19 protein-coding genes are annotated in these 20,293 nt (G+C 63.4%); 3 read left to right on the forward strand and 16 right to left on the reverse strand.

Annotated features, from left to right (window positions below; translation table 11 throughout):
• The first annotated feature begins 57 nt into the window (after positions 1-57).
• Entirely contained in the window at positions 58-1,140 is a 1,083-nt protein-coding gene (gene ada, locus K3F48_RS02720; RefSeq protein ID WP_255608044.1) for a bifunctional DNA-binding transcriptional regulator/O6-methylguanine-DNA methyltransferase Ada, read from the forward strand.
• Positions 1,141-1,304: 164 nt separating this feature from the next.
• Here the strand turns inward: ada and K3F48_RS02725 are convergent, their stop codons facing one another.
• From K3F48_RS02725 to K3F48_RS02765, 9 genes are all read right to left on the reverse strand, one after another.
• Positions 1,305-2,339: a methyltransferase domain-containing protein gene (locus tag K3F48_RS02725; protein ID WP_222573860.1), complete on the reverse strand. Its 1,035-nt coding sequence runs from the start codon at positions 2,337-2,339 to the stop codon at positions 1,305-1,307.
• A gap of 157 nt (positions 2,340-2,496) precedes the next feature.
• Complete coding sequence (locus K3F48_RS02730) at positions 2,497-3,546, reverse strand: methyltransferase domain-containing protein (RefSeq protein WP_222573861.1); 1,050 nt, start codon at positions 3,544-3,546, stop codon at positions 2,497-2,499.
• 472 nt (positions 3,547-4,018) lie between these two features.
• Positions 4,019-5,083, reverse strand: coding sequence for an ACR3 family arsenite efflux transporter (gene arsB / locus K3F48_RS02735; protein WP_222573862.1), 1,065 nt, complete (start codon positions 5,081-5,083; stop codon positions 4,019-4,021).
• 89 nt (positions 5,084-5,172) lie between these two features.
• On the reverse strand, positions 5,173-6,939 hold the full coding sequence (gene arsA, locus K3F48_RS02740) for an arsenical pump-driving ATPase (protein ID WP_222573863.1): 1,767 nt from the start codon (positions 6,937-6,939) through the stop codon (positions 5,173-5,175).
• A 9-nt stretch (positions 6,940-6,948) separates the two neighbouring features.
• A complete protein-coding gene (gene arsD / locus K3F48_RS02745; protein ID WP_222573864.1) occupies positions 6,949-7,305 on the reverse strand; it encodes an arsenite efflux transporter metallochaperone ArsD in 357 nt (118 codons plus the stop codon).
• Between the two features lie 18 nt (positions 7,306-7,323).
• A complete protein-coding gene (gene arsC, locus K3F48_RS02750; protein ID WP_222573865.1) occupies positions 7,324-7,761 on the reverse strand; it encodes an arsenate reductase (glutaredoxin) in 438 nt (145 codons plus the stop codon).
• Positions 7,758-8,264, reverse strand: coding sequence for an ArsI/CadI family heavy metal resistance metalloenzyme (locus tag K3F48_RS02755; protein ID WP_222573866.1), 507 nt, complete (start codon positions 8,262-8,264; stop codon positions 7,758-7,760). The genes arsC and K3F48_RS02755 overlap by 4 nt, the downstream gene beginning before the upstream one ends.
• Positions 8,261-8,605, reverse strand: coding sequence for a helix-turn-helix transcriptional regulator (locus tag K3F48_RS02760; RefSeq protein WP_222573867.1), 345 nt, complete (start codon positions 8,603-8,605; stop codon positions 8,261-8,263). The genes K3F48_RS02755 and K3F48_RS02760 overlap by 4 nt, the downstream gene beginning before the upstream one ends.
• A gap of 78 nt (positions 8,606-8,683) precedes the next feature.
• Positions 8,684-9,469: a TSUP family transporter gene (locus K3F48_RS02765; protein ID WP_370631336.1), complete on the reverse strand. Its 786-nt coding sequence runs from the start codon at positions 9,467-9,469 to the stop codon at positions 8,684-8,686.
• A 284-nt stretch (positions 9,470-9,753) separates the two neighbouring features.
• On the opposite strand from K3F48_RS02765, the gene K3F48_RS02770 reads away from it, so the two are divergent.
• Complete coding sequence (locus K3F48_RS02770; RefSeq protein WP_370631337.1) at positions 9,754-10,713, forward strand: substrate-binding domain-containing protein; 960 nt, start codon at positions 9,754-9,756, stop codon at positions 10,711-10,713.
• Positions 10,714-10,806: 93 nt separating this feature from the next.
• On the opposite strand, the gene K3F48_RS02775 is transcribed toward K3F48_RS02770, so the two are convergent.
• From K3F48_RS02775 to K3F48_RS02805, 7 genes are all read right to left on the reverse strand, one after another.
• Entirely contained in the window at positions 10,807-11,715 is a 909-nt protein-coding gene (locus tag K3F48_RS02775; protein WP_222573868.1) for a metalloregulator ArsR/SmtB family transcription factor, read from the reverse strand.
• 6 nt (positions 11,716-11,721) lie between these two features.
• Positions 11,722-12,060 carry a DUF4880 domain-containing protein gene (locus tag K3F48_RS24775; RefSeq protein WP_222573869.1) on the reverse strand — a complete coding sequence of 113 codons (339 nt, stop codon included), beginning with the start codon at positions 12,058-12,060 and terminating at the stop codon, positions 11,722-11,724.
• Positions 12,061-12,120: 60 nt separating this feature from the next.
• Positions 12,121-12,639, reverse strand: coding sequence for an arsenate reductase ArsC (locus K3F48_RS02785; RefSeq protein ID WP_222573870.1), 519 nt, complete (start codon positions 12,637-12,639; stop codon positions 12,121-12,123).
• Between the two features lie 736 nt (positions 12,640-13,375).
• Complete coding sequence (locus tag K3F48_RS02790; RefSeq protein ID WP_222573871.1) at positions 13,376-13,783, reverse strand: PIN domain-containing protein; 408 nt, start codon at positions 13,781-13,783, stop codon at positions 13,376-13,378.
• Positions 13,784-13,791: 8 nt separating this feature from the next.
• The gene (locus tag K3F48_RS02795) at positions 13,792-14,079 is read right to left on the reverse strand and encodes an antitoxin (protein WP_196406931.1); all 288 of its coding nucleotides are present in this window, start codon (positions 14,077-14,079) and stop codon (positions 13,792-13,794) included.
• Positions 14,080-14,521: 442 nt separating this feature from the next.
• Positions 14,522-15,898 carry a multicopper oxidase family protein gene (locus tag K3F48_RS02800; RefSeq protein ID WP_222573872.1) on the reverse strand — a complete coding sequence of 459 codons (1,377 nt, stop codon included), beginning with the start codon at positions 15,896-15,898 and terminating at the stop codon, positions 14,522-14,524.
• A gap of 19 nt (positions 15,899-15,917) precedes the next feature.
• A complete protein-coding gene (locus K3F48_RS02805) occupies positions 15,918-17,279 on the reverse strand; it encodes a TolC family protein (RefSeq protein WP_255608047.1) in 1,362 nt (453 codons plus the stop codon).
• An 816-nt stretch (positions 17,280-18,095) separates the two neighbouring features.
• Here K3F48_RS02805 and K3F48_RS02810 point away from each other — a divergent pair.
• The coding region (locus K3F48_RS02810) for a copper-translocating P-type ATPase (RefSeq protein ID WP_222573874.1) at positions 18,096-20,293 on the forward strand (2,198 nt) is incomplete at its 3' end.

Below are 20,293 nucleotides of genomic sequence, written 5' to 3' on the forward strand. Positions count from 1 at the left end.
GCGATCCTCACGCTTTGAGCTATCGTTGGTGGAGAGTAGCATTCGGATACAATGACAATGGGTCGACCAACCCTCCATGCTGACGAGATGCTTCGGGCCGTGGCGACGCGCGACAGGGCCTATGAGGGCCGGTTCCTCTATGGCGTCGAGACCACGCGAATATTCTGCCGTCCATCATGCCCATCGCGCGCCGCGAAGCCGGAAAATCTCCGTTTCTTCGCGGATGTTCCGGAAGCGCAGGCGGCGGGCTATCGCGCATGCAAACGTTGCAGGCCTCAGGAACGACCTTCCGATGTCGAGAAGGCGCAGGAAATCGCCCGCCTCATCGAAAAGCGCGCGGAGGAAGTCTTACCGCTCTCCCGACTCGCAGCCGCGGTCGGCTTATCCCCGACCCATATGCAAAAGCTATTCAAAGCGGTGTTCGGCGTCTCGCCCAAAGCCTATCAGGATGGGCTGAGAGCAAGACGTCTCAAGGAGCTTCTACGAGACGGCGACGGCGTGACGGGCGCCATCTACGAGGCCGGCTATGGCCGGCCGAGCCGGGTCTATGGCGAAGGGCGACGCAATATCGGCACGGCCCCATCGGCTTATCGAGCGGGCGGCGCCGGCGAGACGATCAGCTATGCGTGTCGCTGTTGCGCGCTCGGCCCGCTCATGATGGCCGCCACCGATCGTGGCGTCTGCTTCGTCATGTTCGGCGAAAGCGAAGCGTCGCTTGTGGACGCCTTGGCCGCCGAGTTCCCGAAAGCGCGGCTGCAACAATCGATCGAGGTTGATGGCGAGCAGTTGAGCCGATGGATCGACGCGCTCGATGCGCATCTTTCGCGGCGTGGACCGCGCCCGGAGCTGCCGCTCGATCTTCGGGGAACGGCCTTTCAGCTGCTGGTCTGGCGATTTCTGATCGGCCTTCCCGAAGGGAATGTCGTCAGCTACGCCGATGTCGCGGCAGGAATAGGCAAACCGAAAGCGCATCGCGCCGCGGCGTCGGCATGTGCTGCCAATCGCTTGGCGGTGCTGGCGCCATGCCATCGTGTGCTTCGTGGGGGTGGCGGCCTCGGCGGTTACCGCTGGGGCGTCGACCGAAAGCGAGCGCTCCTCGATTTGGAGCGCGCCAGCCTTCCCGATGCGCGAAAACGATAGGTTCGGATATTGCGAATGTCTTCTGGCGGGCCTCGAGGAGGTCGAATGGCTTCGGCCTGGCCATTGCGAGGTCGTCGACCGGCGGTCATGATCGCCGCCTCGGCCGCCTCGGGCATGAGCGCCTGGCGAATATCCCAGCATCAGCTCGGCGCCGTGCGGGTCTGTCACGAGATGCTCTGCTCGCAGACGTCCATGACGGGAATATTCGTTCCGCAGCCCTGAAAGGGGCCGACATGAGTCGTGAAGTCTCCGAGAAAATCGAAACAGCTAGCGAGCCGGCTCTGCTTCAAGATGCGCCACGTATTGCCGCAGACTGGGAACGCTCGACCTGGCTCGAGGAGATGGCGGCTATCGAGCGTAAAGTCGCGCAGCCCATCCTCCATGCCGCCCTTATAGACGACAGCCTGACCATAGTCCTCGCAGGTGGGCTCGAGACCTTCGATCTTGAACAAGCGATAGGTTGCGGAATAGAAGCGTGCGGCGCCGATTTTCTTCTCCACCTCGGGGTCGGTGATGGCGAGCGGCCGGCTCGTGACGAGGCGGGGATCGCCGAAGCCGGCGGCTTTCGCCATCGTGAGAAAGTCGCTCCAATAGAGCGCGCCTCCGAGGCCTTCTCCATAGACAACCGGGTCTTTGCGAAGAGTGTCGCTCATGCGCCTGTCGGCATACATGTCTGCGAAATAGAATTCGCCGCCGGGCTTCAACAGGTCGAACACCCCTTTCAATACCGCGGGCTTGTCCACCGATAGATTGACGACGCAATTCGAGACGATGACGTCGAAGCTCTGCGGCTCGAGGCCGAGCGAGTCCAGCTTTTCGATGAATCCTTCGAGAAAATCGACATTGGGGCGATCATAGCCGAACCTGTCCATGTGCCAGTCGACATATGCGCGGGCCGTTTGCAGCTGCTCGGGCGTCATATCGACGCCGATGACCTCGCCCGCGGGACCGACGAGCTGCGACAGCGCATAGACGTCGCGACCCGAGCCGCAGCCGAGATCGAGGATGCGTCGGCCTTCCAACAATTCGGGAGCGACCAGTCCGCAGCCGTAATATTTGGCCAGAACCTCCTCGTGGATGTTCGCGAGGAGCGTTTTGATGCGCGCGGGCATATCGCTCGCCGCGCAGGCCGTGGTCTTGAGATCGCCGGAACCACGCAAGGTCTTGCCGTAGTAGTTTTTGACTGAATCGATGTCCATCACTTCCTCCCTCTCGACTGGTAAGCCGGGGCGAGGTCGTCCCGGCTCATTTCGTCGGAACGACCCAGATCCGCGCTCTCGCCTGTTCCCGATCGCTGCGCCTTTGTTTTTTATGCCGGCGCCACGAGTCTGCCGTTCGCGGTTACGGCCTTCGGCTTCAGCAACATTCCGTCGCCGCCCCGTCTCGATCGCTCGCGAACGGAATATTCGTTCCGCAGCCCGGAAAGACGCCGAAATGCGTGGAGAAATCGCCGAAGAACTTGAAATAAGGGGCGAACCGGCTCTCTTTCAACATGCGCCAAGTGTTGCCGCAGACCGGAAATGCGCGCCCCTTCTCGATGACGTGATGGCTGTCGAGCATGAAACTGTGCGGCGCGTCCGCACCGCTGCCGCCCGTGTAGACGACGACCTGCCCGTAATCCTCGCAGGCTGGCTCGAGGGCGTCGATCTTGAATAGGCGATAGGTCGCGGAATAGAAGCGCGCCGCGCCGATTTTCTCCTCGACCTCGGCATCGGTGATCTCGAGCGGCCGGCTCGTGACGAGGCGGGGATCGCCGAATCCGGCGGCCTTCGCGAGCGTGAGGAAATCACCCCAGTAGAGCGCTCCGCCGAGGCATTCGCCATAGACGACGGGATCCATGCGGGCGGCCTCGTCCAGGCGCCTGTCGGCGTAGACGTCGGCGAAATAGAACTCTCCGCCGCTCTTCAATAGATCGAACACGCCCTTCAGCACCGCCGGCTTGTCGATCGACAGATTGATGACGCAATTGGAGACGACGACGTCGAAGCTTTGCGGCTCGAGGCCGAGCGTGTCGAGCTTTTCGATGAGGCCGTCGAGGAAGCTGACATTGGGGCGATCATAGCCGAACCTGTCCATATGCCAGTCGACATGCGCGCGCGCCGTCTCCAATTGCTCTGGCGTCATATCGACTCCGACGACTTCTCCATTGGGGCCGACGAGCTGGGACAGCGCATAGACGTCGCGGCCGGCGCCGCAGCCGAGGTCGAGAACGCGCCGGCCCTCGAGCGTCTCCGGAACGACGAGGCCGCAGCCGTAATATTTGGTGAGAACCTCGTCGTGGATATTGGCGAGGAGCGCCTTGACGCGCGCGGGCATGTCGCCGGGCGTGCAGCAAGCCATGGTCTTCAAATCGTCGGAGCTGCGCAGGGTCTTGCCGTAATAGTCTTTGACGACATCGATATCCATGATTTCGCCCTTTTCTAAAAAAAGTGAATCGAGGGCGATCGCCTCGGCCGGCTCGCTTCGTCGAGGCCGAGCGCGACGTCCTCACTTACTAGACGATCGAGCGTCGGGCCAACCCGAAGGCAAATTTCAATTTTTGGCGGCCGGAATGTCGAGGCGGAAAGGCCTCGGCTGATATGAAAGAGTTCGAAATGTCGAAACTCATTGACATATCGTGATATTGGATAGCCCGCCGCTTCCGCCGATTTTTTTTCACTCCGCTCTGCCGCGTCAGCAGACCCGGTGGGCTATGGTCGCTCGTTCCGGAGCGCTCGTTTTTGCGGCGCCGGCATAGAGAGCATTCGTCTCGATCGAATTCGCGCCACTCTCGCGCAGGAGAGTCGGGGCGCCAGACCGAGCCGATGGGATGGTCGAATTGGTCGGCGGCGGCATTATAGGCGGCGGCCGCTTTCGCCCTATGCGGCTCCCAGCTCGTTCATCGGATTGTCGCGATTGTCCCTCGGGCGCGCGCGGCCGCGGCGGAGTTCTCGTACCATGCGCGTGAGTTACGGACGACATGGACGACGGAGAGCATGACCGGCACTTCGACCAGTACGCCGACGACGGTCGCGAGCGCAGCGCCCGATTGGAAACCGAACAAAGCGATCGCCGTCGCGACGGCCAGCTCGAAGAAATTGCTGGCCCCGATCAGCGCCGAAGGCCCGGCGACGCTCCATTCGACGCCGAGGCGGCGATTGAGGAGATAGGCGAGCCCGGCGTTGAAATAGACCTGGATCAGGATCGGCGTCGCCAAGAGCGCGATGACCAGCGGCTGACGCATGATCTCCTCGCCCTGCAGGCCGAACAGAATGACGAGCGTGAGCAGCAGCGCCGCGAGCGAGAGCGGACCGAGCACGTGCAGCGTCGCGCCGAGCGCCGCCGCGCCGCCCTTCGCCAGCAAAGCGCGGCGCCAGAGCTGCGATGCGATGACCGGCGCGACGATATAGAGGCCGACCGACAGCAGCAGCGTGCCCCAGGGCACGGTGATCGAGGACAGGCCGAGCAGCAGAGCGACGAGCGGCGCGAAGGCGACGATCATGATCGTGTCGTTGAGCGCGACCTGCGACAGAGTGAAATGCGGCTCGCCGTCGACGAGATTGGACCACACGAACACCATCGCCGTGCAGGGCGCCGCCGCCAGCAGAATGAGGCCGGCGATATAGGCGTCGATCTGATCGGCCGGCAGATAGGGCCGGAACAGATGCGCGATGAACAGCCAGCCGAGCAGCGCCATCGAGAACGGCTTGACCAGCCAATTGACGCCGACCGTGACCGCGATGCCGCGCCAATGCTCGCGCACTTGCGCCAGCGCGGCGAGGTCGATCTTCAGCAGCATGGGGATGATCATCAACCACACCAGCGCCGCGACCGGGAGATTCACCTGCGCGATCGTCGCTTCTCCAATGGTGTGAAAAACGACGGGCGCCGCCTGGCCGAGCGCGATGCCGACGATGATGCAGAGCGCGACCCATAGCGTCAAATAGCGCTCGAAAACGCCCATGGCGGGCGCCGCGGATGCTTTGCTTCGATCCGGCTCCATGGCGGCGGGAGTTGCGCGCAGTTCCATCAGTTTCCCTTTCGGCAAGAATATCAGGCGGCGACGACGCGACTCGCCAACTCCAGAAGGCGAGAAACGCCGACCGGCTCTTCCTTCAGCAGAGGAACGATCGCATAGCGTCGCGCATGCGCAGCGGCGACGGCGTCGATCTCGCGTTTTTCATTGCGCGCGCGCTGACGCAGCAGCGGCGAATGCGGGCGCGCGGCGGCCACGCTATTGTTGATGATCCATGCCCAGGGCTCGATTCCGGCGCGCCGCAGATCGTCCTGAAGACCAGCGGCCTCGAGCACGGGCGTCGTCTCGGCGAGCGTCACCAGCAGAACCTTGGTCTGCTTCGGGTCCTGCAATTGCATCATCGGGGTCGTGTAATGCGCGCCTTTGGCGTCCAATTGGCGCGCGACCTCGCGATGATAGGCGCCGGTTGCGTCCAGCAGCAGCAGAGTGTGGCCGGTCGGCGCCGTGTCCATCACCACGAAGCTCTCGCCCGCCTCGCGGATGATGCGCGAGAACGCCTGAAACACGGCGATCTCCTCGGTGCAGGGCGAGCGCAAATCTTCTTCCAGCATCGCGCGGCCCGCGGCGTCGAGCTTGACGCCCTTGGCGGCCAATATCTCGCGACGATAACGCTCGGTTTCCGCATGCGGATCGATGCGGCTCACTTTCAGATGCTCCAATGATCCATGCAGCGTTTCGGCAAGATGCGCGGCCGGATCGGAGGTCGTGAGATGCACGGGCAGGCCGCGGCGCGCGAGCTCCACGGCGACGGCGGCGGCCAGAGTCGTCTTGCCGACGCCGCCCTTGCCCATCAGCATCACGAGGCCGTGACCATCCGCCGCTATAACGTCGACCAGCTCCGACAGACTCGGCGCATCGAGCGCGATCGGCTCGTCCTCGCTCGCGCTCGCCGGCGACGGCGTCGCGCCGAGCAATTGCCGCAAGGCGTCGAGCCCGACCAGATTGAACGGCCTCAGCGCGACGCGATCGCAGGGCAAAGCGGCGAGCGCGGCGGGAAGCGCGCGCAACGCCGTCTGCTCGCGATCACAGATGGCGGCGGCGAGCGCATCCTGTTTCGCCTCCTCTTCCGGCAGCAAGCCGTTAATGACGAGATATTGCTGCGCGATGCCGATCGCCACCAGCTCCTTATGCGTGCGGGCGATCTCGTTCAGCGCGGAGCGCTGCGCGCGGGCGACCAGCACGAGGCGCGTGCGCGCGGCGTCGGCGAGCGCCTCCACGGCGCGGCCATATTGCGCGCGCTGCTTGTCCAGCCCCGCCAGCGGCCCGAGGCAGGAGGCGTCGCCCTTGCCGGATTCGAGAAAGCCGCTCCAGGCGCCGGGCAATTGCAGCAGGCGGATCGTGTGACCCGTCGGCGCGGTGTCGAAGATGATGTGGTCGTAATTAGCGGTCAGCGCGGAATCGACCAGCAGCGCGGTGAATTCATCGAAGGCGGCGATCTCCGTCGTGCAGGCGCCCGATAGCTGCTCCTCGATCCCCTTCACCACAGCGTCCGGAAGCACGCCGCGCACCGGGCCGACGATGCGGTCGCGATAGGCTCGAGCGGCCGCCTGCGGGTCGATCTCCAGCGCCGACAGGCCCGGCGCGCCGGGAATGTCGGTCATCCGATTGCCGATGATCGTTCCGAACACTTGCGCCACATTGGACGCCGGATCGGTGCTGACCAGCAGCACGCGGCAGCCGGACTCGGCGAGCGCGATCGCCGTCGCGCAAGCGATCGACGTCTTGCCGACGCCGCCCTTGCCGGTGAAGAACAGAAAACGCGGCGGTTGCTCGAGGAATTTCATCACCGGCCTTCAGCAGCTGCCGCCGCCGCAGCATCCGCTCTGCTTCGGCTCCGTCGCGGTCTCGACGAGGCCGGCCCAGCGGGCCAGCTCGCTGCGGCTCGGATAGCGCCCGGCGAGAGCGACCTCGCCCGCAATGAGCACGAGCGGCAGCGCCTCCTGTCCGGAGCGCTCGAGAAAGCCTTTGACGATCGCATTCTCGGCGAAGGCGAGCGGCTGCTGCGCCAGATTGAAGCGCTCGATGCGGGCGCCGTTCTGCTTGGCCCAGTCGACATCGGCGGCAAAGCTCACCAGCGCCTGATCGACCTCGGTGCCGCACACGCCCGTGCTGCAGCAGAGCGCCGGGTCATAGATTTCGATTGCCGTCATATCCGTCTCCCTCGAATGTTATGCCGTCGCCACGCGCCGGCCGGCGGAATCGACGATGAGCTCGCCGTCCTCCTTGTAAAACGCGCCGCGCTGCGGCTGCGGCAGAATGTCCAGAACCGCCTCGGACGGACGGCACAGCTTCACGCCCATGGAGGTGACGACGATCGGCCGATTGATGAGGATCGGATCCGCCATCATCGCATCGAGCAGCGCCTCGTCGGTCAGCGTCGGATCGCCGAGGCCGAGCTCGTGGTAGGGCGCGCCCTTTTCGCGCAGCAGCGCCCGTGTCGATATCCCCATGCGCGCGATGAGCTGCGCGAGCAGCGCGCGCGTCGGCGGCGACTTCAAATATTCGATCACATGCGGCTCGATGCCGGCGTTGCGGATGAGGCCGAGCGTGTTGCGCGAGGTTCCGCAATCGGGATTGTGATAGATGATCACATCGGGCGCGCTCATGCCGGCTCCTTCGCGCCACAGCAGGGCGCCTTTGCGGGAAGCTCCGGCTTCGGCGGACAGCATTCGCCTTGCGGCGTGGTCGGCGCGCAGCAAGGCGTGTCGCTCTTCAGCGCATCCAGCGCCGGATCGTCGCCATAGACCGCGCTCTCGCCCGTGGTAAGGAAGGTCTCCCATTTGAGACCCTGCGGATCGGCGATCCAGGATTTTTCAGAACTCGCATAGCAGCAGGTGGTCGCGCCTTCTTCAAAGACGCGCCCGCCGGCCTGCTTCAGGCGCCCGTAGACGTCGCGCAGCTCGTCTGTCGTTTCGACCTGAATGCCGAGATGCTCCACGCCGAGGCTCGCGCCTCGCGCCGAAATGGCGAAATTCACGCGCGGATCGTCCAGCATCCATTTGGCGTAATCGGGCTTTGCGACCGTCGGCGCGGCGCCGAACAGCGCGCTGTAGAAATGGATGGATCGCGGCAGGTCCTCGACGGACACATGCAGATGCAGGCGCTTCATGGAACCCTCTCGGTCTGGCAGGTCGTATCGGCTTCCGTGACGCAGCAGGAGGCGGCTTCGCCCTTGCAGCAATTCTCCGTCAGATAGGCGAGCAGCGCCGTCATGACGGGATAGGCGGCCGAATAGATCAAGGAGCGGCCGTCCCGGCGGAACGTGACGAGGTCTGCGTGCTTGAGCTGATTGAGATGGAACGACAAGGTCGTCGCCGGAAGTCCGAGCCGCTCGCTGATCCGCCCCGCGGGAAGCCCCTCCGGGCCCGCTTGCATCAGCAGCCGGAAAATATCGAGGCGGGTCTCGTGCGCGAGCGCCACGAGGGCCGCGATGGCGTCATTCTTTTCCATAATTCAAATATGTTTGAATTATAGAAATTGTCAAGGCGGATGAGCGCGCGCGCGGCGAATTTCCGTTCGAGCGCCGATTTACTCGTGGCGCCAGACTTTCACCGACGACGCCAAGAGAATCAGGGCGAGAGCCGGGATCAAGAGCTGGTCCGACACGATCCCGAGGAGACGCCCGCCTATGAAGGTTCCCGCGATCGAGCCCAACGCCATGATGAGGACGAACGCCTTGTTGCGCGTCACGACGCCAAAGGCGCTGTCGCGGCTGTAACGACTGAAGCCGACGATCATGGTCGGCAGACTGACGGCGAGCGAGAGGCTGCCGGCGAGCTTGATGTCGGCGCCGAAGAGCAGCGCCAGAGTCGGAATCAACAACTCGCCTCCCGCGACTCCCATAAGGGACGAGACGATCCCTATGCCGAAGCCCGCGATCACGCCGGCGACGATCAGCAACGCTCCCGAGAGGTGCGCGGACGCCGCCGTCGCGCCATGTCCGAAGACCAATGCTCCGGCGATCAGCGCCAGAAGCGCGGCGAGGGTCCGATACAGGTTGCGGGAGCTCAGCTTCGTCGCCCATCCGGCTCCGAACCACGCGCCGGCCAGACTGCCGGCGAGCAAATTGAGAATGATCGACCAATTGGAGGCGACTGCTGCAAAGGGGACGGACGCTGAGCGAAACGGCAGAGCGGTCGCGACGACGATGAGACTCATCGCCTTGTTGAGGATCACCGCCTCGAGAGCGCGAAATCGAAAGGGCCCGATGAGCAGCGGCAGTCGAAATTCGGCGCCTCCGAGACCGATCAACCCGCCGAGCGCGCCGATCGCTGCGCCGCCGATGAAGGCGAAAGCCTGGCCAGGCTTGGTCACGGGCCGAGTGGCCTCCCCGCTCTCGCCGACAGTGGATGACGAAGCGGACTCTGACGGAACTGGCATATCGGACCTCCGAAGGGTTTCGGATCGCGACGCGCGGCGCAATACTCGAAACGACACGAAATGAAACGAAATCGAGGATAGCGTTTCGCCACCCTCGACAGCGCCGTTTCAAATGCAATGGGACGGCGTCAATGTAAACATGAAGGGATTGAACCCAGGTGACGCCGCATCGGAAATGTGCCAAACAATACGAAATGTCACGAATATGGATGTAAGCCGTGCCGCCACACGAACGTCGCGCTCTGACCGCCGAGGACGTCGCCGAGATGCTGCACGTCAGCAAGAGCGGCGTGTACGGCCTGATCAAGAACGGCGACATCAACCATTACAAGGTCGGTCGAAAGATCCGATTCACCGAAGCTCATGTGCGGGAATACGTCGAGCGATCCGGCAAGACCGCGCGCGCCGCGATGCGCAATGGGCCGTCGGCGCTCGACGAGGACCGCTATTTCGATTTGTCGCCGGAACGCCGAAGCGCGAATGGTTTCGTCATCTGCGGCCAGGATCTGATACTCGACATTCTATCGAACTTCATGCGCATGCATGGCGTGATGGCGTTGCGGGCCTACATCGGCAGCTATGACAGCCTCGTCTCCCTGTACCTGGACAAGGTCAGCGCCGCCACCGCGCATCTTTGGGACAGTTCGACCGGCGACTACAACGCGCCCTATGTCAGAGCGCTCGTGCCGGGCGTCCGCTGCCTGATCGTGAATGTCACCTATCGCATGCAAGGTTTTTACGTCGCCAAGGGCAATCCGAAAGGCATTCGTTCGTGGCGTGATCTCGCGCGAGACGACATCACGATGATCAATCGCGAGAAGGGCGCCGGCTCACGCGTGCTGCTCGACGAAAACCTCGGCCTCCTGGGGCTATACGGCAGCAAAATCAAGGGTTACGACAATGAGAACCCGTCGCATCTCACCGTGGCGAGCGCGGTGGGGAGAGGCGACGCGGATGTTGCGGTCGGCAACGAGAAAATTGCCCGGCAGGTCGAAAATGTCGATTTTGTTCCGCTCGAGAAGGAGCGCTACGACATCGTCGTCAAAAAGGAGCAGCTCGAGACGCCCGAGATATCGACAATGTTGAAAATTCTGCGATCCGACCGGTTCAGGAACGAGTTCGAGAACATTGGCGGGTATGATATTCGCGACATCGGAAAAATCGTCGCCGAAACGTGAGCCGGGCGCTCGAAAACAGCCATGGGGCTCCGAGCGTCGGAGCGTGGACGAACGGCGGGTCGCTTTGCGGAATCCGCTGCCACCCGCCACCGCTCACGCGGCATTATTCACCGCCAGCTCCGTCGCCCCCTCCATCGTCGCAATGTCGGCGAGACGGCTCTTCAGGGCGGCTCGGTCCAACGACTCGAGCGGCAGATTGACGAAGGCCGTCAGCCTCGCGCCGAGGCGCCGATAAGCGTCCATGAAGGCGGCGCGCTTCTGCGCGTCGCCCTTCGCCAGCGCCGGGTCGGCGACGCCCCAATGCGCCAGCAGCGCGTTGCGCGGCCAGGGCCCCGAGGGCTGCTCGCAGATGTCGTCACAGAGGGTGATGACGAAATCCATTCGCGGCGCGTCGGGCTTCGTAAACTGCTTCCAGCTCTTGGAGCGAAACGCGCGCGTGTCGTAGCCGAGCGACGACAGCAGTTCGACGCCGATGGGATCGGGCTGCTCGGCCGGCCGGCTGCCGGCCGAAAAAGCGCGGAAGCGGTCGCCGCCCTCGCGGTTCAGAATCGCCTCCGCCAGAATGGAGCGCGCGGCGTTGCCGGAGCAGAGAAACAGAACGTTGCGCGCCCGCTTGCCCGCCGATTTCGGACGCTTCTGCGGAAAGGCCGGCGCCGCGAGCGCGAGGCCGGGATGCGCGACGTCGAGCGAGGCCCCGAGATCGGCGAGCATCGTCGTGAGCACATGGCCCAGTTTGCTGGAATTGGCGGCGTAGATCACCGAGCGCCCCTCTCGTCGTCCGAGGACAAGTCCAGCGCGCTCGAGATGAGCGATATGGGTCGAGAGCGTATTGTGCGGCACGGCGAGAAGGCGGGCGATATCGCCCACCGGCAGCCCATAGGGAAGATAGCGCAACAGCAGCCGATAGGCCTCGAGCCGCGTCGTCTGCGCCAAGGCGTCGAAAATGCCTATGATTTCCTCCGTGACGAGCCGATCTTCCGCCACTTTGTCCTTCGCCTCCATGGACCCTCAGCGGCCCTTTGGCGAGAATAGTCGTTTTCTCGATGCGTCGCTATCTATCGACATGCGCTCCTCGAGCGGAACGCATCGAGCGGCTGCCGAAGACGGAGCCGCGGCGGGCGCTCCGGCCGCGGCTTCGTCGGCGAATTGGCGCGCCGCCTCACGGCAGGCGCGCCAGAGCCACGAGGCTTCGCGGAAGGCTTGCTCATGGTCGGCGCTCATCCCGCGCCATTGCCGCAATTCGTCGAGATCGGCGCGCGTCGCTTCGTCCGAAAGCAAGCGGACGACCCATGAGAGCGCCTCGCACAGCAGCGGGTCCAAATCGGAAGGCGGATCGTCCGGTTCCATCAGATCGCGAGTCCGGTGTTTCGAGCATGACCAGGCCGCCTGCCTCCGCGCGTGACGCGCTCAGGCGGCCCCATCGACAGGCTTCGTCTTGCCGATCTCCTCGAGCCGTCTCTGCAACGAGAGCTTGTCGAGACCCTTCATGGGCAAGGAGGCGAAGATCGAAATGCGATTATTGAGCATCCGGAATGCGTCGGCGAAGGCCAGATGCTTTTCGACCTCGGTCCCTTCGACAGCGGCGGGGTCCGGCAGGCCCCAATGCGCCGTCACCGGCTGGCCCGGCCAATAGGGACACTCTTCCTTGGCGGCGTCGTCGCAGACGGTGAAGACGAAATCGAGCGGCGGTGCGCCGGGCTCGGCGAATTCGCTCCAGCTCTTCGAGCGATAGCCGTCCGCCTTGAATCCGGACTTCTCCAAAATCGCCACTGTGTAGGGATTGACCTCGCCTTTCGGCCGGGAGCCCGCGCTATAGGCTTTGAAGCGGCCGGCGCCCACGCGATCGAGGATCGCCTCGGCGATAATCGAGCGCGCGGAATTGCCGGTGCACAGAAACAGCACGTTAAAGACTTTGTCCTCCGTCATTGCCCTTCTCCCGAGATTCGTCGTTATGTCCGCAGATATCGACATATCGACGTATACCGCTCGCCGCTTGTTCTGCAAGTCAGGAGATCGGCTTTGATGCGATTATTTGATTGTCGCGATACGCCCGCGCTCGGCTCATGGCGTGATTCAGCTGATTTGACAGGGCGTCGATGCCGAGCGTGACGGAACCGGCTCCTTCCCTCGCTCTATCTCGACCTCGTCCGGCTCCATAGGGACGATCTCGCGGAAGTCGGTCCAAATGTTCGCGCCTCCTTCCGCGCACGCTTCGACGGCGACTCGCCACGGTCGATCCGGCGCTCTATGGCGAGCGCCCACTCCTTTAGCGTCACGCCGGCGGAGAAACGTCTCGTTGACGTATTTCCCTTCGCGTCGAACTCGAGCGCGCGAGGAGCCAGCCTCGAGCCTCGTGAAGGTCGCCATTTCGTGTGCACTGAGAAGTCGAAAAGGAGCGAAAAGTGTCGTATCGAGGCGTGCGGGAGAGTGCGCACGACCCGACCTGGGGCCTCGAGAGCAAAATGAAATCGCTTACAAATCAAGACATTAGATTCTCTACCGCGCCCATGATGGACTGGACTGAAATAGTCGCTATTTCAAATATATAACAGCTGTCGTGTGCACGCCGTGTGCAGGGCTTGTTCTCTTTTTCTTCCTGCTCGCCCAGCCGCGCTGGAACGCGCCGCCCCTCTCCCGGACGCGAGTTTCCGGACGACAATCGTCATACCGCCCAATCCGTCACCAGCAGCCCCGGCACGCGCTCGAACTCGCGGCGATTGAGCGTCACCAGCGCCGCGCCGCGCCGCCGCGCCTGCGCCGCGATGAGATAGTCGAAGGGGCCGATCGGCGTCCCCTGCCGTTCGAGGAACGCCCTTATGTCCGCCGCTTCGCGCGCATCCTCGGCGTCGAACGCCGGCTGGCCGATCCCGGCCGATAAAAAGCCCTTGAGGAGGGCGCGCGCCTGTTCGGTTCGGTCGCTCTTGGCGATTCCATAATCGAGCTCGAATAGCACGATCGCGGGGACGATGAGCGCCGTTCCCGCCCTCAGCTCATTCTCGAGCCTCGTGGCGATCCAGGGCTTCCGCTTGTTCAGGGCGAAGATGACGATGTTGGTGTCGAGACAAAACATCGTCCGCGTCAATCGAATGAGATCGAGTCGTCGGGCTCGAGCGGCGGATCGTCGGGCAGACCATCGGGCAAGAAGTCGCGCGCGCCCAAGGCGTCGAGCCGCGCGCGCCAGGCCTCCACGTCGAACGGCTCCTTTTCCAAAGGCTCCAAGATCACCTTGTCGCCCACCTTGCTGACGCGCACCTCTTTCCCCTCGAACCGGAACTCCTTTGGCAGGCGCACGGCCTGGCTTCGGCCGTGCATGAACAGCTTGGCGGTCGCTTTTCGTTCGGTGGGCTTGCCGGCGCTCGCGGTCATCTCGCGTCTCGGTGGAGTGACGTCTATCTTTGGTAGATATCATGCGGCCAGAGCATCGGTCAATTCGTCGAGAAGCGCAGGCAGGCGCGCGCCGAACGGGGCGTGCGCCCGGACGTCCGCCACGGTCGGAAAAAGGTCGCAAAGGCGTCGTCGACCCGCCGTCCGGCGGCGATCTCATCGACATGCTTGTCGAAAGAGAGAAACGTCTCGTTGACGGATTTCCCCTTGCGTCGAGCTCGAGCGCGCCAGGAGCCGGATTTGAGCTAAGTGCAGGTCGTCCATCGCCCCCCGGGCGCGACCAAGCGGCCGCCACGATTTTAGTCGCCCGAAGCGCATCCTTGTTACGCGCTGCGCATCAGCAGCCTCTGGCCCACTGCCGAAATAGAGTTCCGCTGCTGCGAGCCGACACCGTCTTGCCCATCAGATCGCCTATTTTCATTTTTCAATGATGCTCATGCTGATCGTGGCCGGACGGTTGCGCTTTCGGGCTCTTCGTTTTCATCACTCCATCATGCCGCGGCGCGTCTTTAGGGCGACCCTCGACCTCATGAGCGACGGTCCCCTCCGGGAACTCATATGGACCCGGGTCTTTATAGTCGTCGCGCGCCAGACCCTCTCGGATCTTCATGAGCGTGAACATGCCGCCCATTTCGATAGGTCCAAATTGGCCTGTTCCCGTCATCATGGGAAGCGCATTGTTCGGCCCAGGCATTTGCATCGACGCCATTTCGCCCATCCCGGACGAACCCATGGGCATGTAATCCGGAACCAATTTGGTGATGGCTTCGACAATGCGGGGGCTCTGCTTCACTCCGATGAAAGTTCTCAAATCATGGCCCATCGCGTTCATCGTGTGATGCGACTTGTGGCAGTGCAAAGCCCAATCACCCGGGTTGTTCGCGACGAGCTCGAAGGCGCGAATTGTTCCGACAGGGACGTCTACGGTCGATTCGGGCATTTGAGCAGATCGAGGAATCCAGCCCCCATCCGTGCCCGTGACTACAAAATGGTGGCCATGCAGGTGAATCGGATGATTTGTCATGCTGAGATTCGCTATCCGCACGCGCACGCGATCGTTCAAGCGTACAACGAGCGGGTCGATGCCGGGAAAGACCCGGTTATTGAATGTCCACATATTGAAGTTCGTCATCTCCACGACCTTGGGCACATAGGTTCCGGGATCGACGTCATAGGTGGCCAACATGAACGCGAAATCGCGATCGACCCTATGCTGCTCGGGATCGCGTGGATGAACGATGATCATTCCCATCAAGCCCATCGCCATCTGCACCATTTCGTCCGAATGCGTGTGGTACATGAACGTCCCGCTCGTCTTCAGCTCGAATTCGTAGACAAAGGTCTTGCCTGGCGGAATATGAGGCTGCGTGACGCCGGCCACGCCATCCATGCCATTCGGCAACAAGATTCCATGCCAGTGGATCGAGGTGGGTTCCGGCAGCTTATTCGTCGCGAAAATGCGGATCTTATCGCCTTCGACCGCCTCTATGGTCGGACCCGGCGATTGGCCGTTATAGCCCCAAAGATGCACTTTCATCCCGGGCGCGAACTCACGCTCGACGGCTTCCGCGACGAGATGAAACTCTTTGACGCCCTCGTTCATGCGCCAGGGCAAGCTCCACCCGTTCAACGTCACGACGGGTCGGTATTCGGGACCATTCGAGGGGGACAACGGAGGCTGTGTCGCCGCGCTCGTCGCATAATGAGCTTCCGGTATGCTCGCCGCTTGCGCGCGGCCGCTGAGAGCGGCGACGCTTACAAGTCCAGCCGCGGCGCCGATGAAGCTCCTTCGAGACATCATTGTTTGTCCCCCTCGTTCGTCACTGTCCGATCGCATCCGTCCGTGATCCGGACGTCTCCTCGACTCGCGCTTCGGCTCCGCCGATGACCGCAGCTCGAAGGTCTGTGCTAGCGAGCCAGAAATCGCGCTTGGCTTCGATCGCCGCAATTCTCGCCAATATCCTATGGCGCACCTCGGCGAGCAGTGGGAAGACGTCGATCAGCATCGCATTGTAGCGCAGCAGACTTTCATCCACGATGATCTTGCGCAGCGGTAAAATCTCGCGCTGATAATGATTTGCTATGTCCCACGTCGAGCGATAGGTGCGATACGCCAATCGTGCTTCCGAACGAATGTCGACCGCTTTTGCCGCCAGGCGGTTGAACGCCTGCATGTAGTTCTGCTCCGCTTCGCGCGTGCGCGCCTCGCCGAGATCGAAAATCGGAATCTCAATCGTGGCGCCTGGGCCAACAACCTTGAATCGAACATTCTCGGTGTCGATCGTCCCGTCACTCGAAACACTGGTGACGGTTTCTCGCGTGTCCTTGTAGATGCCGGACAACTGGAAGACATTGACGAAGCGGGTCGCTCCGACGAGCCCATACGACTTTGCGAGCGCGTCGAGTTCTATGCCTGCGACGAAAAGATCGGGGCGGCGCGCAACCGCCTCCTGCTCGACCATGGGCATGTTTTGTGGACGAGAGGGCGGCGCAGGCAAGGTGGCGGGAAGCTTGAAATCGAGATCATCGCCCCACAAGCCCAGCGAGCGGATCAGCTGCTCGCGCTCGGCGATCGCGCGCTGGCGAGCCTTCGCGAGCTGAGCAGTGAGATCGGCGTAGAACACTTGCTCGCGCGCCTGATCGAGCTTGTTCATCGCGCCGGTTTCGCCCAATGCTCTGGCGAGCCCCGCCGCCGCTTCGGCCGTCGAATTCGCCTTGGCGAGAAAATCGACGAGCTCCCGCGCAGCGACAGCGCGATAGTAGTCCCTCCGCGCGCTGGCTGCGAGCCGGAGTGTTTCCTCGGCCGCGCGCAGCTGCGCCTGATGGAACCGGTCCGAGGCGATCTCCGCCCGCGCCGGCAAAGTCGCCAATGCGAGAATATCGGCGGCAATGATCGCCTCGAGCTCCAATTTCAGCGGTCCGGCAATCCGCGAAATGGAAAAGCTCGGGTTTGGCGGAAGGATCGCGTTCACCATCGCCGCTTCCGCGGAGCCCAAGGCGTTATATGCCGCTTGGAGTCTGCGATTGCCGAGCAGAGCGATTTGCACCGCGGAGTCGGCGGTCAGCGCTCGCGAGAGCAGAAGCTCGACACGAGCTCGAGCCGACGCAGCGTCCTCCGGGGTGCGGATCGCCAGCACGTCCTTTTCGAGCGGGCTGCCGGCGACGCTCGCGACAATGCTCATGCCGCCATCGTCCGAAAAACCGACGCAGGCGGAGAGCGTAATGGCCGAGAGCAATGCTGCGCCAGCTCGAATCCTCGAGCCGAGCCGACGCCGTCGCAACATCGACGGAAAGCATCGGAGCCGACTCAATGCTCATGCTCCGAGCCGCCGTCACGCCCGTGACCCGATGATCGGGTCACCCGAGCATTTTGCTCTCTCCAGGAACCCGGTCGGACCGGCTGTTGGCTGACGTAAGAGCCGATCGTAGAATGATAATGTGTAGCGGTCGCAGGCGCTCCGGCGTCGAACGGTTCAGGGGCGATAAACGGCAGCGGAGTTGGCGCGCAGCTATGAACTGTTCCGACAATCAATGAAACAGCGCCGACCTTCTCGAGAATATAAAGGAAGGACGCAAATAGCAGCCGCAGCTCAGCGGCGGACGTTTGTGCTCGCCACGACATAGAGAAGCCTCGGTCGCAGGGGATTCATACTCCGGCCACCGAATCACTCACGAGCAACGTTAGCTCGCTCATGCCGGCAAGGCTATTCGATAGGCGCCATAGGCCCAATACGCCGCTGATCGAGGAAGCCGCCAACATCAGGCGGCGTTCGCCTCGTCGGTGGTTCGAATGTCGCCTCACGGGGGAGATCGCTTCCCCATAAATCGGCTGGCCTAGTTCGTCGGCGAGCGGTTCGACCTCGGCCGCCATGTCCCGGCGACATAGTGGTCGAACGCGGCGATTTCTGCCCCTATATTCCCATCTCTGGTTTTTCAATCGATGACCGGCCGTTCCGAATGAGGCGATCCGCGCCCCATTGTCTCTGAAGGGTTCTCTCATGGCCCATGAGCACGCCCATCACCAATCGCGAGAAAGCGCTCGGCGAAGCTCTGGCCCGGACGCGATCTACACATGTCCGATGCATCCGCATATCCGCCGGCCGCAGCCCGGCAATTGTCCAATCTGCGGAATGGCGCTCGAACCTGTCCTCGCAAGCGCGGAGAGCGGACCGAGCCCAGAGCTCGTCGACATGACGCGGCGCTTCTGGATCGGCCTCGCTCTCGCCGTTCCTGGCGTCGTACTGGAGATGGGCGGGCATTTCTTCGGCCTTCACCATCTCATTCCGCCGCAGACGTCCAACTGGATTCAATTCGCTCTGGCGACTCCGGTGGTGCTGTGGGCCGGCGCGCCCTTCTTCGCGCGGGCGGCGCGGTCGCTCGTCACGCGCAATCTCAACATGTTCACGCTCATCGCCATGGGCACGGGAGTGGCCTTCGCCTATAGCGCGCTCGCGACTCTCGCGCCGTCGCTGATTCCCGCGGCCTTCCACAATGCGGATGGCTCGGTCGCGATCTATTTCGAGGCCGCCGCCGTCATCACCGTTCTCGTGCTGCTCGGCCAGGTGCTGGAACTGCGCGCGCGAGAGCAGACCGGCGGCGCGATTCGCGCCTTGCTCGATCTCGCGCCGAAATCTGCGCGCCGCATCGCGGCCGATGGCTCGGACGAGGATATTCCGCTCGAGGATGTCGCGGTCGGCGATCGGCTTCGCGTGCGCCCCGGGGAAAAGGTGCCCGTCGACGGCGAGCTGCTCGACGGCCGCAGCTCGGTCGACGAATCCCTGGTCACGGGCGAGTCTCTGCCGGTGGCCAAGGCGGCCGGCGACAAGGTCATCGGCGGCGCGCTCAACCAGAGCGGCGGCTTCGTCATGCGCGCCGATAAGGTCGGCAGCGACACGATGCTCGCGCGCATCGTCGACATGGTCGCCGCAGCGCAGCGCAGCCGAGCGCCGATCCAGCGCCTCGCCGATCAGGTCTCCGGCTGGTTCGTGCCGGCCGTCATCGGCGTCGCCATTCTCGCCTTCATCGCCTGGACCCTCTGGGGACCGGAGCCGCGCATGGCCTATGGCCTCGTCGCCGCGGTCTCCGTCCTCATCATCGCCTGCCCCTGCGCGCTCGGCCTCGCGACGCCCATGTCGATCATGGTCGGCGTCGGACGCGGCGCGCAGAGCGGCGTGCTCATCAAGAACGCCGAGGCGCTCGAGCGCTTCGAGAAGGTCGACACGCTGGTCGTCGACAAGACCGGCACCCTCACCGAGGGCAAGCCGCAGGTCATCGCCATCCACCCGACAGCGGGGCTCGCCGAGAATGATCTCCTGCGTCTGGCCGCGAGCCTCGAAAGGGCGAGCGAGCACCCTCTGGCGCAGGCCATCGTGCAATCGGCGCTGGCGCGCGGGATCGAGCTCGCCGAGGCGAGGGATTTCGATTCACCGGTCGGCAAGGGCGTGACGGGCGTGGTCGAAGGCCGATTGCTCGCCATCGGCAATCGCCGTTTCCTGGACGAGATCGGAATCGATGCCGCCGTCGCCGATGCGGAGGCGGAACGGCTGAGAGAAGACGGCGCCACGGCGATTTTCGTCGCCATCGATAGCGTTGTCGCCGGCGTGATCGGCATCGCCGATCCTGTCAAGGAGACAACGCCCGCCGCCCTGCAGGCGCTGCGGAAGGATGGCGTCCGCGTCGTCATGCTGACGGGCGACAATTGGACGACCGCTCGGGCGGTGGCGAAGCGGCTCAGCATCGACGAGGTCGAAGCCGAGATCCTCCCGGAGGACAAGAGCAAGGTGGTGAGCAGGCTGAGAGAGTCCGGCCGCATCGTCGCCATGGCGGGCGACGGCGTCAATGACGCGCCGGCGCTCGCCGCCGCCGATGTCGGGATCGCCATGGGGACCGGAACCGATGTCGCCATCGAGAGCGCCGGCGTCACCTTGTTGAAAGGCGATCTGCGGGGCATCGTCCGCGGCCGGCGCCTCTCGGCCGCGACGATGCGCAACATTCGCGAGAATCTCTTCTTCGCCTTTTTCTACAACGCCGCCGGCGTGCCCGTCGCCGCGGGCGCGCTCTATCCCGCTTTCGGCCTGCTGCTGTCGCCGACGATCGCCGCCGCGGCCATGGCGTTGTCGTCGGTGAGCGTGATCGCCAATTCGCTGCGGCTGCGCCGATCGCAAATCGAAGAGCCGGCCGCGGCCGCCGGCGCCCT

Source organism: Methylosinus sp. Sm6, assembly GCF_019802345.1.
Lineage (GTDB): Bacteria > Pseudomonadota > Alphaproteobacteria > Rhizobiales > Beijerinckiaceae > Methylosinus.

Excerpts from the sequence above, each read along its gene's own strand:
- ada (WP_255608044.1), top strand. The coding sequence starts at position 58 with ATGGGTCGACCAACCCTCCATGCTGACGAGATGCTTCGGGCCGTGGCG.
- K3F48_RS02725 (WP_222573860.1), bottom strand. The coding sequence starts at position 2,339 with ATGGACATCGATTCAGTCAAAAACTACTACGGCAAGACCTTGCGTGGT.
- K3F48_RS02730 (WP_222573861.1), bottom strand. The coding sequence starts at position 3,546 with ATGGATATCGATGTCGTCAAAGACTATTACGGCAAGACCCTGCGCAGC.
- arsB (WP_222573862.1), bottom strand. The coding sequence starts at position 5,083 with ATGGGCGTTTTCGAGCGCTATTTGACGCTATGGGTCGCGCTCTGCATC.
- arsA (WP_222573863.1), bottom strand. The coding sequence starts at position 6,939 with ATGAAATTCCTCGAGCAACCGCCGCGTTTTCTGTTCTTCACCGGCAAG.
- arsD (WP_222573864.1), bottom strand. The coding sequence starts at position 7,305 with ATGACGGCAATCGAAATCTATGACCCGGCGCTCTGCTGCAGCACGGGC.
- arsC (WP_222573865.1), bottom strand. The coding sequence starts at position 7,761 with ATGAGCGCGCCCGATGTGATCATCTATCACAATCCCGATTGCGGAACC.
- K3F48_RS02755 (WP_222573866.1), bottom strand. The coding sequence starts at position 8,264 with ATGAAGCGCCTGCATCTGCATGTGTCCGTCGAGGACCTGCCGCGATCC.
- K3F48_RS02760 (WP_222573867.1), bottom strand. The coding sequence starts at position 8,605 with ATGGAAAAGAATGACGCCATCGCGGCCCTCGTGGCGCTCGCGCACGAG.
- K3F48_RS02775 (WP_222573868.1), bottom strand. The coding sequence starts at position 11,715 with ATGGAGGCGAAGGACAAAGTGGCGGAAGATCGGCTCGTCACGGAGGAA.
- K3F48_RS24775 (WP_222573869.1), bottom strand. The coding sequence starts at position 12,060 with ATGGAACCGGACGATCCGCCTTCCGATTTGGACCCGCTGCTGTGCGAG.
- K3F48_RS02785 (WP_222573870.1), bottom strand. The coding sequence starts at position 12,639 with ATGACGGAGGACAAAGTCTTTAACGTGCTGTTTCTGTGCACCGGCAAT.
- K3F48_RS02790 (WP_222573871.1), bottom strand. The coding sequence starts at position 13,783 with ATGTTTTGTCTCGACACCAACATCGTCATCTTCGCCCTGAACAAGCGG.
- K3F48_RS02795 (WP_196406931.1), bottom strand. The coding sequence starts at position 14,079 with ATGACCGCGAGCGCCGGCAAGCCCACCGAACGAAAAGCGACCGCCAAG.
- K3F48_RS02800 (WP_222573872.1), bottom strand. The coding sequence starts at position 15,898 with ATGATGTCTCGAAGGAGCTTCATCGGCGCCGCGGCTGGACTTGTAAGC.
- K3F48_RS02805 (WP_255608047.1), bottom strand. The coding sequence starts at position 17,279 with ATGAGCATTGTCGCGAGCGTCGCCGGCAGCCCGCTCGAAAAGGACGTG.